The sequence below is a fragment of the Alicycliphilus denitrificans genome (assembly GCF_044792555.1).
Taxonomy (GTDB): domain Bacteria; phylum Pseudomonadota; class Gammaproteobacteria; order Burkholderiales; family Burkholderiaceae_C; genus Alicycliphilus; species Alicycliphilus denitrificans_A.
In genome coordinates this window covers 2624827-2636749 of sequence record NZ_CP126238.1, presented here as the reverse complement: position 1 = coordinate 2636749, position 11923 = coordinate 2624827, and the positions used below count along the sequence as shown (strand labels likewise).

Sequence of the window (11923 nt, the reverse complement as noted above, 5' to 3'; positions counted from 1 at the left end):
AGCAAAATGTCCGACGCACCCGAAGCGACCCCGGTCCAAGCCAAAACCAGTGAGCCGCATCCCCTGGATGCGTTGACAGGCGGCGCCTTCTCCGCGGCCACGTCCGGCGAGCGCTCGGCGCGCATCCGCGACTGGCTTGCCACCCAGCCTGCCACCGACAAATTGCAGGAAGTATTCAAGGAGCTCAGTGCCCGGGACAAGGGCGCTGCGAGGGCCGTACGCGAGCGTCTGGATGAAATCCGGCGCGCCCAGGGCCAGGCTGTCATCGCCGCGGAGTGGCAGGCCAAGGCAGAGGCGCTGCTGGCGGCCGCGCAGTTGAACATTGCCGATGCATTGGCCTGGCAGCGCGACGCGGCCAAGGCCGGCGCACCTCTGTCGCGCGAGCCCTTGTCGGCGCTGAAGACGCAATTGAGCGAGCGCGTGAAGACCATTGAAGACCTGCAGCACCGCGTGCAGGTGCAGCGCGAGGCGGCGGTGCTGCTTGCGCAGCGCATCGAGGTACTGTCCACCAAGCCGTGGAAGGATGCCCAGTCCGCCCTCGAGGCCTTGACGGCCGACGTGGACCGCTGGCAAGAGCAGGCGCAGGCCTTGACGGGCGATGCTGCCTGGCCCAGCGTGGAGGCGCGCTTTCCCACGCAGCTGGAGTCCTCGCGCAGCCAGTTGCTGGTGGTATGGGAAGCATTTCAGTCGGCGTTGGCGTTGACCGTGATGGCTGCGCAGGATGAGGCAGCGCCGCTGCCGCCTGTTCCGGTATGGGCCGACGAGCTGCGCCAGGCACGCGGGCTGCCTGCCGAGGCAGCGGCGGCGAACGCGCCCGTCCGCGCACCAGCCAAGCCCAAGGTCGATCCCGAGGTGCGTGAAAAGGCCGTACAGGCGGTACGTGAGGCCCTGACCAAGCTGGAGCAGGAAACGGCACAGGGGCACGGCAAGGCCAGTGCCGGTGCCGCCACGGCGCTGCGCGCCGTGTTGAAAGTGCATGGCCGGCTCATCGACGGCGAACTTGAACGCAAGGTGCATGCGGCACTGGTGGCGGCTGGTGAACTGGAGGGGTGGCAGCGCTGGAGCGCCGATCAGCTGCGCGAAGATCTGGTGGCGCGTGCTGAGGCCCTACTGCGACGCCCCGACGGGCAGGCACTGGGCGGCCGCAAGATGCAGGAAACGCTGCGCCAGCTGCGCGAGCAATGGAAACAGGCCGACCAGGGCGCGCCGGCCAACCATGCCCTGTGGAAAAAATTTGACGATGCCTGCAACGCGGCCCACAAGGTGGTTGAGACCTGGCTCGAAAAGGTGCGTGCCGAAGGGGCCGAGCACCGTGCGCAGCGCATGGCCTTGATTGAAGAGCTGACCCATTGGGCGCAGGCGCAGGCCGGTGCTGCGGCAGCCGACTGGAAGGCCGTCAACCGCGCATTGCACCAGTTTGGCGAGCGCTGGCGCGCCGGTGGGCATGTGAGCGAAAAGATGTTTGCCGAGCTGCAGCCCTTGTGGAAGCAGGCCCTGGCAGCCGCCGCAGCACCGCTGGAGGCGGCACAGAAGACCAGCCTGCAGCTGCGCCAGGCCATGATCGCAGAGGCCGAATCGCTGGGCGCTGCAGCCTCATTGCGCATCGATGCCATCAAGGCACTGCAGCAGCGCTGGCAGGCGGAGGCACAGACCGTGCCCCTGGATCGCAAACAAGAGCAAAAACTCTGGGATGCCTTCCGCAAGCCTATCGATGAAGCCTTCAATCGCAAGACGGCCGAGCGCGAGCGCGGAGCGGCGCAGCTGAGCGTGCGCGATCGCGCGGTGCTGGATGCCTCCAAGGCCCTGGAGGCAGCCAACGCATCAGGCGACGCACAAAAAATCCGTGCTGCCATGGCCGCGTTGGAATCCGCGCTCAGGGAACAGACGGAACAGGCTAAGGTTGCTGGTTCCAATGAAAATCAGGCTGAAACTCAGACTGATAAAGCGCAGGAAGCTATTGAAACAGAAGCGCCTGAGGCGGATGCCAAGCCGGTTCCTGCCACCGTGGCGCGACCCGTGGTGGCCGTGCGTGGAGATGACCGTCCAGGCATGCGCAAGGCCGAGCCCGCGCAGCAGGCACGGCCTGGCCGTGCGCCGGGTGATCGTCGCGATGCGCGTGATGGTCGCATCCCGCGTGATGCAGCAGGACGTGGCCGCGAGCGTGATGTAGCCGTGGCGCGTGGCCCGCGCCTGGGCGACGCTGCATTCAGGGCCCAGCGTGATGCCATGGAACACGCGCAAAGCGCGTTGCGCAAGCTTGCGGCCCAGGCCCATGGCGAGGCTCTCACGCAACTCATGGCTGCATGGAAGAGCCGGGATGTTGAACAGCTGCCCAGCGTGCAGGAACTTGGCGGCAAGGTGTCCGCTAGTGTCCGATCCGCGTGGGCCCAGGCCATCGCCGCGCCCGCCGGGGCTGGAGCCGAACAAGCCCTGCTGCGCCTGGAGATCGCAGCCGAGGTGCCCACGCCGGCCGATCAGCTGGACGCGCGCCGCGCCCTGCAACTGCAAATGCTCACACGCCGCAATGATCCTGCACCGGCCCAGACCTGGGCGCAAGACACTGCACAAGTGTTTGCCAGCACCAGCAACGAGGCCAGTGAGCGCCGCCTGCAAACCGCGCTAAAGGCTTTATTGCGCAAGTAACCGGGCTTGAGCTTGAGCACGACGGCGGCGCCGCATAAGCGTCCGCCGTATTCCATCACAGGACGTAGGCAGAAAAACAAAAAAGCCGCTGATGAAGGTCAGCGGCTTTTTTCTATTCTGGTGCCCAGGAGAGGACTCGAACCTCCACGCCTCTCAGCGCTAGTACCTGAAACTAGTGCGTCTACCAATTCCGCCACCTGGGCATTTCAGGAAAGATTGGATTCTAGCCGGATTTTTTGGCGCTCTGGGGAAAAACGAGTATTTTTTTGCCCGCGGCGCAGGACGCTCCGTTGTATTGGGACGAATGCGGTAAAGCTAAAAAAACAAAAGGCCACCTTCATTGAAAGTGGCCTTTTTGCTCAAAACCCTTGCGGGTTCTCGTTAAACTTGGTGCCCAGGAGAGGACTCGAACCTCCACGCCTCTCAGCGCTAGTACCTGAAACTAGTGCGTCTACCAATTCCGCCACCTGGGCATTTCAGGAAAGAAATAGATTGTATAGCAAAAAAAAGTACTCTGACGCCTTCGTCGCGCAAATTTCTCCGGATGAGATCGAAGGCACAGTGCAAGGCCACCGCGATGGCCATGGATTTGTCATCCGTGACGATGACCAGCCAGACATCTACATTCCCCCCAACGAGATGCGCGCCGTACTGCACAAAGACCGTGTACGCGTGCGCATCGTGCGCCAGGATAAGCGCGGCAGGCCCGAAGGCCGAGTGCTTGAGATCATTGAGCGGCCGCAACAGCCCATCATTGGCCGGTTGCTGCAGGAGAGCGGTGTATGGCTGGTGGCGCCCGAGGACAAGCGCTATGGTCAGGATGTATTGATTCCCAAAGGTGCGACAGGAGCGGCGGCCACCGGGCAGGTGGTCGTAGTGGAGCTGACGGAGCCACCCGCCTTGTTTGGCCAGCCCGTGGGGCGTGTGGTCGAGGTGCTGGGTGAGGTGGATGACCCGGGCATGGAAGTCGAGATCGCGGTGCGCAAATACGGCGTGCCGCATGAATTTTCCGAGGCCTGCTTAGCGCAGGCCAAGGCGCTGCCGGACTCGGTGCGCGTGCAGGACAAGCGCCGCCGCGTGGATCTCACCGACATTCCGCTTGTCACCATCGATGGTGAGGACGCACGCGATTTTGACGACGCCGTGTATTGCGAGCCCGCAAAGGTCGGACGCGGAAAAGGTTGGCGCCTGCTGGTGGCCATTGCCGACGTGAGTCATTATGTGGAAACGGGTAGTGCCATCGATGTGGACGCCTACGATCGCGCCACCAGCGTGTACTTTCCGCGACGCGTCATCCCCATGCTGCCGGAAAAACTCTCGAATGGCTTGTGCTCACTCAATCCGCATGTCGAGCGTCTGTGCATGGTCTGTGACATGCTGGTCAGTGCCAAGGGCGAGGTGCAGGCCTACCAGTTCTATCCGGCCGTCATGCTCAGTCATGCCCGCTTGACCTACAACGAAGTGTCAGCGGTGCTAGCCAATACACGGGGGCCTGAGGCTGCGAAGTATCAGGATCGCGTGCGAGAACTGCTTAACCTGCACGACGTGTACCGATCGCTGCTGGCCGCCAGACAGGCGCGGGGGGCTGTGGACTTCGAGACCACTGAGACGCAGATCGTTTGCGATGACAACGGCCGCATCGAAAAAATCGTGCCGCGCGTGCGTACCGAGGCCCATAGACTGATCGAAGAAGCCATGCTTGCGGCCAATGTTTGTAGCGCAGACTTTGTGGCGCAGGCAAAGCGCCCTGCGCTGTACCGCGTGCATGAGGGGCCCACGCCGGAGAAGCAGGATATTCTGCGTGGCTATCTGAAAGCCATGGGCGTGGGCATGTCGATCTCGGATGATCCGCAGCCTGAGGAGTTCCAGGCGATTGCCGAGGCCACCAAGGGCAGGCCCGACGCGCAGCAGATCCACACCCTGCTGCTGCGCTCCATGCAGCAGGCGATCTATACCCCCATCAATAGCGGTCACTTCGGATTGGCATTTGAAGCCTATACGCACTTCACCAGCCCCATCCGCCGCTACCCCGATCTGCTGGTGCACCGCGTTATCAAGTCCATTCTGGCAGGCGTCAAATACGCATTGCCGGCCCTGCCTACGCCGGGTGAGGCGCAGTTCAAGCTCGCCAAGCGCCTGGCATCCAAGGTGGCCGAGCCTGCCATTCGGCCAGGCAAGGGGAGCATCAGCGTGCGCGAGACCCAGGCCTGGGAGGCCGCCGGCCTGCACTGCAGCGCCAACGAGCGCAGGGCCGACGAGGCCAGTCGCGATGTCGAGGCGTGGCTCAAATGCCAGTACATGCGCGAACACCTGGGCGAGGAGTACAGTGGCATGGTCAGCGCCGTGACCAGCTTTGGCATCTTCGTGACTCTGGATGCCTTGTATGTCGAAGGCCTGGTGCACATCACGGAACTGGGCGGCGAATATTTCAAGTTTGATGAGGCGCGCCAGGAATTGCGCGGCGAGCGTACCGGGATTCGCTACACGATTGGGGCGCGCGTGCGCGTGCAGGTCAGCCGCGTGGACCTTGATGGCCGCAAGATCGACTTCCGCCTGGTGGATGAGGCGGCTGGAATAGGGGCGAGCCCACCACTCAAGGGGCGCGAGTCGGTCAAACGCCCGCTAGTGGAGGATGTGCGGCATTGGGAGGCCACGCCAGCGCGCAGTTTTGCCAAGGGGCCACGCAAGAGCAAAGAGCACCGCTCCCCCACCTCTGCTGGCAAGAAGCACAGCCCGGGGGGCGGCAAGGGGACAAGCAAGGGACGCAAGCCGCACGGCTAAGCCGCAAGAAAGAAGAAGCATGACGAAGTCTTCCAAGATCGCCATCGTCACTGGCGCCGGCACGGGCATTGGCAAGGCCGCGGCGCTGGCGCTGCTGCGAGACGGCTGGAGCGTGGCCCTGGCCGGCCGGCGCGAACAGCCGCTCCTGGATGTGGCTCGGGAATCCGGCGCCGGCACGCGCGCACTGGTTGTTCCTACCGATGTGGCCGATCCCGAGGCCGTGCGCCAGCTATTCGATCGTACGGTTGCACGGTTCGGCGGCGTTGATCTGCTGTTCAACAACGCCGGCGTGGGTGCGCCGGCGATTCCTCTGGAGGAATTGTCTGTGCAGCAGTGGACGGACGTGGTGGACATCAATCTGAACGGCATGTTCTATTGCATTCAGAACGCATTTCGGGTCATGAAGGCGCAGTCGCCGCGCGGTGGGCGCATCATCAACAACGGCTCCATCTCGGCGCATACGCCGCGGCCCAACTCCATTGCCTACACGGCCACCAAGCATGCCGTGATGGGCATGACGAAGGCCGCATCGCTCGATGGGCGCAAGTACGACATTGCCGTTGGCCAGATCGATGTAGGCAATGCCGAGACCGAGCTCGCCCAGCGCATGACCCAAGGCGTGCAGCAGGCCAATGGCCAGATTGCCGCCGAACCCTTGATGGATGTGGCCATCGTGGGGCAGAGCCTGTTGTATATGGCGAACCTGCCGCTTGAGGCGAATGTGATGTTCCACACCGTAATGGCCACCAAAATGCCGTTTGCCGGGCGTGGCTGAGGCGGAGTCTTTTGGCCATGCCCGCTTGTCGGGCCAAACCACCTGCAATGCTTGGAGTAATAGGTCCGTGAAGGTGGATACGATAGATGCCTATCGCGCCCGGGAGTGGCGCGACTCTTGAGTACAAAGGATGGATTGCATGGGTATGGAGAGCGCTTCGCCGCCAACTGGATCGTCCCTGAGCGTGACGCAGTCATGGTGGGTGGTCTGCCTGTGTGCTCAATGGTGCGGTGTGTGTCGTGAGTACCGCGGTGCGTTTGAGGCGCTGGCCGGTGATTGGCCGCAGGTGCGCTTTGCATGGGTGGATGTGGAAGACGAAGAGGACGTAGTTGGCGATGTTGATGTGGAAACCTTTCCCACTATCTTGATTGCCGATGGCCATGTGGCTCGGTTTCTGGGGCCGGTGCTGCCGCAAGCCCAGGTCTTGGCGCGCATGTTGCAAGCTCTGCAGGGTGATATGGGAGCGCCGGCGGCCGGGGAGCCCGCGCAGAGGCTGTTTGAGCGCATTGCGGCAAGTAGGGTGGCAAACTGACGGAATGCAAGATACGTGCCGCTGATCTTTGCATATTGCAGCGTTGGTGGATATAATATGCACTTCACGACCAAAACGGGCGGGTACTCACCGCCCGTTTTTTTTGGGCGTTTGCTTTTTGGTCTGGGGCGGGCTTGGGTTTTCCGGCTGGTCAGGCTTTCATTTGGAATTGGATAGAGCGCACATCTGTGGCATTGCAGCAAATCGTCGAACAAACCGTGGCCGGGTTGGGCTATGACCTAGTGGAGATTGAGCGTTCCGCAGGGGGATTGTTGCGCATCACCATCGATTTGGTGTGGTCTGCGCCCGTGGAGGGCGCCGAGGCGTTGCAGGCCGAGCAATTCATTACGGTCGAGGACTGTGAGAAGGTTACGCGCCAGTTGCAGTTCGCGCTGGAGGTCGAGGGTGTGGACTACAGGCGCCTGGAAGTCTCCTCGCCGGGCATAGATCGTTTGCTGCGCAACGAGCAGGATTTCACGCGTTTCGAGGGTGAGGTGATCGACATCACCCTGAAGGAACCCCTGGGTGCTGCGGCCGGTGGGCAGGTGGCCGCCAACCGCAAGAAATTTCGCGGCACGCTCGAGAGTGTGCCGACCGGTGGCTGGCAGATCGTCTGGAGCGATGCGCCCCCGGTGAAGCCGGGCCAGCGCGTGAGCAAGAAGCGCGTGCCGGCACCGCTGCAGGCGCTCGCCTTCACGCTCGATGAGCTGCGCGAAGCGCGACTCGCACCCATCGTGGATTTCAAGGGGCGTAGCGCCAAGCCGGGCTCTGTTGGCTAAGGGTTTAAGAAATTTGGGGCGGCCCTCGCGGGGGGCGTCCTGCCAGGGATTGAGAAACAGGAGAGTCATCGCATGAATCGCGAACTGTTGATGTTGGTAGAGGCCATCTCGCGTGAAAAAAACGTCGAGCGCGATGTGGTCCTGGGTGCAGTGGAAGCTGCACTGGCGCAGGCGACGAAAAAGCTCTACCAGGGCGAGGTAGATATCCGCGTGTCCATCGACCGTGACAGTGGAGAATATGAAACTTTCCGCCGCTGGCTGGTGGTGCCCGACGATGCAGGTCTGCAAAATCCCGATGCCGAGGAGTTGCTCATGGATGCGCGCGATCGCATCGCCGACATCGAGGTGGGTGAATACATTGAGGAACAGGTCGAGTCCGTGCCCATAGGGCGCATCGGCGCCATGGCGGCCAAGCAGGTCATCCTGCAGAAGATCCGCGATGCCGAGCGCGAGATGCTGCTGACCGACTTCATGAGCCGTGGCGAGAAAATCTTCACCGGCACCGTCAAGCGCATGGACAAGGGCGACCTCATCGTCGAGAGCGGCCGTGTGGAAGGGCGCCTGCGCCGTGGGGAGATGATCCCCAAGGAAAACCTGCGCAACGGCGACCGTGTGCGCGCCATGATCATGGATGTGGATCTGACGCTGCGCGGCGCGCCCATCATCCTCTCGCGTTCGGCGCCGGAGTTCATGATGGAGCTGTTCCGCAACGAGGTGCCTGAGATCGAACAGGGGCTCCTGGAGATCAAGAGCTGCGCACGTGACCCTGGCAGTCGCGCAAAGATAGCCGTGCTTTCGCACGATAAGCGCGTCGATCCGATCGGCACCTGCGTGGGGGTGCGCGGCACGCGCGTCAACGCCGTGACCAATGAGCTTGCGGGCGAACGCGTGGACATCGTGCTGTGGTCCGATGATCCGGCTCAGTTCGTGATCGGTGCGCTGGCGCCGGCGAATGTGAGTTCCATCGTCGTCGACGAGGAAAAGCACGCCATGGACGTGGTGGTGGATGAGGAAAACCTGGCGATTGCGATTGGCCGTGGCGGCCAGAACGTGCGCCTGGCCTCCGACCTGACGGGCTGGAAGATCAATATCATGGATGCCGCCGAGTCCGCGCAGAAGCAGGCCGATGAAACCGGTGCCGCGCGCAAGCTGTTTATGGAAAAGCTTGATGTGGACGAGGAGATCGCCGACATCTTGATCCAGGAGGGTTTCGAGAGCCTGGAGGAAGTGGCTTATGTGCCGCTGCAGGAGATGCTGGAGATCGAGAGCTTTGACGAAGACACGGTCAACGAGCTGCGCGCACGCGCCAAGGACGCCCTGCTCACCATGGAAATCGCTCGCGAAGAGAGCATGGGCAGCGTGTCGCAGGATCTGCGTGATCTTGAAGGCCTGACGGCCGAGCTGATTGCCAAGCTGGCCGAAGCCGGGGTGAATACACGTGATGACCTGGCCGATCTGGCCATTGACGAGCTGACCGAACTGACCGGGCAGTCTGCTGAAGATGCAACGGCCTTGATCATGAAGGCGCGTGAGCACTGGTTCTCGGGGCAAGAGTAAAGGTCAGGGAGGTACGAACAGAATATGTCGAGCAACACTGTTGTCGAGTTCGCTGCAGAACTCAAAAAATCGCCCGAAACGCTGCTGGAGCAACTCAAGTCCGCCGGCGTGGCCAAGGCCTCGTCCACGGATGTCCTGACCGAAGCCGACAAGCAAAAGCTGCTGGCTTATCTGCAAGCCAGTCACGGCACGGCCAGCGCGGGTAAGAAGATCACATTGGTGAAAAAGTCCACCAGCGAGATCAAGCAGGCCGACGCAACGGGCAAGGCGCGCACCATCCAGGTGGAAGTGCGCAAGAAGCGCACCTTCATCAAGCGCGACGAGGCCCCCGAGGTGGCGGCTGACCCTGCCGCCGTGGCTCGCCTGGAGCAGGAGCAGGAGCTCGCCCGCCGCGAGGAGGAAGCCCGCCATCAGGCCGAGTTGATCAGCCGCCAGGAAGAAGAACTGGTCACGCAGCGCCGCGAACGTGAACAGCGCGAACAGCGTGAGCGCGCCGCCGAGGAGCGCGCCGCCGCCTACGCCGCCCAGCAGGCCGAGAAAAAGGCCCAGGAATCGGCAGAGCGTGTAGAGGCCCAGCGCGAGGCCGCGGCCGAGGCCGAGGCACGCGCCAAGGCGCAGGCCGAGGCACGCGCCAAGGCCGAGGCCGAATCCAAGGCCCGCGCCGACGAGGAGACGGCACGCGCAGCCGATCTGGACGAGCGCCGTCGCAAGGCCCTGGCCGAGGCCGAGGCCATTCGTGCCATGATGGCTGCGCCCAAGAAGGTGCTTGTGGCCAAGAAGCCGGAGGAGCACAAGCCAGTCGCCAAGGCGGCTGAGGCCAAGGACGCCAAGAAGGGCACGCTGCACAAGCCGGCGGCCGGTACGGGCGCGGGTGCCCGTGCGGGTGCGCCAGTGGCTGCGGGCGCCGGCAAGGAAGTGAAGTCCGCCAAGCTCTCGTCGAGCTGGGCCAACGACAGCACCAAGAAAAAAGAAATCAAGACGCGTGGCGACAGCAGTGGTGGCGTGGGGCGCGGCAACTGGCGTTCCGGCCCCAGGGGGCGTCGTGGCAACGATCGGGACGAGCAGCGCCATCAGCAGCAGGCCCCGGCGGAGTTCCGCGTGCTCGAGGTGCATGTCCCCGAGACCATCACCGTGGCCGAGCTCGCGCACAAGATGGCCATCAAGGCCTCGGAAGTCATCAAGGCGCTGATGAAGATGGGCCAGATGGTCACCATCAATCAGCCGCTGGACCAGGACACGGCCATGATCGTGGTCGAGGAAATGGGCCACAAGGCCGTGGTGGCGGCGCTGGACGACCCGGAGGCCTTCACTGCCGAGGAGGTGTCCGGCCAGCAGGCCGAGGCGCTGCCGCGCGCACCCGTGGTCACTGTCATGGGCCACGTGGACCATGGCAAGACCTCGCTGCTGGACTACATCCGCCGCGCCAAGGTGGCGCCGGGCGAGGCCGGCGGCATCACGCAGCATATCGGCGCCTACCACGTTGAGACGCCGCGCGGCATCGTCACCTTCCTGGATACCCCTGGCCACGAGGCTTTTACCGCCATGCGTGCGCGTGGCGCCCAGGCTACCGACATCGTGATTCTGGTGTGTGCGGCCGACGACGGCGTGATGCCGCAGACGCGCGAGGCCATCAAGCACGCCAAGGCGGCGGGTGTGCCCATCGTGGTCGCCATCACCAAGGCCGACAAGCACGAGGCCAACCCGGAGAAGGTCAAGCAGGAGCTGGTGGCCGAACAGGTGGTGCCCGAGGAGTACGGCGGTGACTCCCCCTTCGTGGCCGTGTCGTCCAAGACCGGAATGGGCATCGACGAGTTGCTGGAGCAGGTGCTCTTGCAAGCCGAGGTGCTGGAGCTCAAGTCCCCGGTGGATGCCATGGCCAAGGGCCTGGTGATCGAGGCGCAGCTGGACAAGGGCCGCGGCCCTGTGGCTACGGTGCTGGTGCAGTCGGGCACGCTGAAGGTGGGCGACGTGGTGCTGGCCGGCCAGACCTTTGGCCGCGTGCGCGCCATGGTGGACGAAAACGGCAAGGCGGCCAAGGAAGCCGGCCCATCGATTCCGGTCGAGATCCAGGGCCTGTCCGAGGTGCCGCAGGCGGGCGACGATTTCATGGTGCTCTCCGACGAACGCCGGGCACGCGAGATTGCCACCTACCGCGCCGGCAAGTTCCGCCACACCAAGCTGGCCAGGCAGCAGGCCGCGAAGATGGAAAACGTCTTTGCCGAGATGCAGGCTGGCGAGGTGCAGCACCTGCCCATCATCATCAAGGCCGACGTGCAGGGCTCGCAGGAGGCGCTGGCCGCGTCTCTGCTCAAGCTCTCCACCGACGAGATCAAGGTCCAGCTGGTGTATGCCGGTGTGGGTGGCATCAGCGAGAGCGATGTGAACCTGGCGATCGCCTCCAAGGCGCTGATCATCGGCTTCAACGTGCGTGCCGATGCCAACGCGCGCAAGCACGCCGAGGCGAACGACGTCACGCTGCACTACTACAACATCATCTATGACGCCGTGGATGAGCTGAAGGCGGCGATGTCGGGCATGCTGGCGCCCGAGCAGCGCGAGGAGGCCATCGGCACGGCCGAGATCCGCACCGTGTTCGTGGCGACCAAGATCGGCACCATTGCCGGCTCCTACATCACCTCGGGCCAGGTCACGCGCGGCTGCAAGTTCCGCCTGCTGCGCGACAACGTGGTCATCTACACGGGCGAAGTGGAATCGGTGCGCCGCCTGAAGGACGATGTCAAGGAAGTCAAGGAAGGCTTCGAGTGCGGTATCAAGCTGCGCAACTACACCGACATCAGGGAAGGCGATCACCTCGAGCTCTTCGAGATCAAGGAAATTGCCCGGACGTTGTAAGCC

7 protein-coding genes and 2 tRNA genes are annotated in these 11923 nt (G+C 63.4%); 7 read left to right on the top strand and 2 right to left on the bottom strand.

Annotated features, from left to right (window positions below; genetic code table 11):
* Positions 1-6: 6 nt before the first annotated feature.
* A complete protein-coding gene (locus P7644_RS12605) occupies positions 7-2643 on the top strand; it encodes a DUF349 domain-containing protein (protein WP_404299616.1) in 2637 nt (878 codons plus the stop codon).
* Positions 2644-2761: 118 nt separating this feature from the next.
* Here P7644_RS12605 and P7644_RS12600 read toward each other — a convergent pair.
* Positions 2762-2846 (bottom strand) — tRNA-Leu (locus tag P7644_RS12600).
* Positions 2847-3031: 185 nt separating this feature from the next.
* Positions 3032-3116, bottom strand: a tRNA-Leu gene (locus tag P7644_RS12595).
* A 19-nt stretch (positions 3117-3135) separates the two neighbouring features.
* Here P7644_RS12595 and rnr point away from each other — a divergent pair.
* From rnr to infB, 6 genes are all read left to right on the top strand, one after another.
* The gene (gene rnr / locus P7644_RS12590) at positions 3136-5424 is read left to right on the top strand and encodes a ribonuclease R (protein WP_404299615.1); all 2289 of its coding nucleotides are present in this window, start codon (positions 3136-3138) and stop codon (positions 5422-5424) included.
* Positions 5425-5443: 19 nt separating this feature from the next.
* Positions 5444-6199 (top strand): SDR family oxidoreductase, encoded by a 756-nt coding sequence (locus tag P7644_RS12585; protein ID WP_404299614.1) that lies wholly within the window; start codon positions 5444-5446, stop codon positions 6197-6199.
* A gap of 139 nt (positions 6200-6338) precedes the next feature.
* The gene (locus P7644_RS12580; RefSeq protein ID WP_404299613.1) at positions 6339-6731 is read left to right on the top strand and encodes a thioredoxin domain-containing protein; all 393 of its coding nucleotides are present in this window, start codon (positions 6339-6341) and stop codon (positions 6729-6731) included.
* 188 nt (positions 6732-6919) lie between these two features.
* On the top strand, positions 6920-7510 hold the full coding sequence (gene rimP / locus P7644_RS12575; RefSeq protein WP_404299612.1) for a ribosome maturation factor RimP: 591 nt from the start codon (positions 6920-6922) through the stop codon (positions 7508-7510).
* 72 nt (positions 7511-7582) lie between these two features.
* Positions 7583-9067, top strand: coding sequence for a transcription termination factor NusA (nusA, locus tag P7644_RS12570; protein WP_404299611.1), 1485 nt, complete (start codon positions 7583-7585; stop codon positions 9065-9067).
* A 24-nt stretch (positions 9068-9091) separates the two neighbouring features.
* Positions 9092-11920, top strand: coding sequence for a translation initiation factor IF-2 (infB, locus tag P7644_RS12565; RefSeq protein ID WP_404299609.1), 2829 nt, complete (start codon positions 9092-9094; stop codon positions 11918-11920).
* The last annotated feature ends 3 nt before the right edge of the window (positions 11921-11923 follow it).

What these genes read in the sequence shown, in the direction of transcription:
- P7644_RS12605 (WP_404299616.1), top strand. Translation starts at nt 7, where the DNA reads ATGTCCGACGCACCCGAAGCGACCCCGGTCCAAGCCAAAACCAGTGAG.
- P7644_RS12585 (WP_404299614.1), top strand. Translation starts at nt 5,444, where the DNA reads ATGACGAAGTCTTCCAAGATCGCCATCGTCACTGGCGCCGGCACGGGC.
- P7644_RS12580 (WP_404299613.1), top strand. Translation starts at nt 6,339, where the DNA reads ATGGGTATGGAGAGCGCTTCGCCGCCAACTGGATCGTCCCTGAGCGTG.
- nusA (WP_404299611.1), top strand. Translation starts at nt 7,583, where the DNA reads ATGAATCGCGAACTGTTGATGTTGGTAGAGGCCATCTCGCGTGAAAAA.
- infB (WP_404299609.1), top strand. Translation starts at nt 9,092, where the DNA reads ATGTCGAGCAACACTGTTGTCGAGTTCGCTGCAGAACTCAAAAAATCG.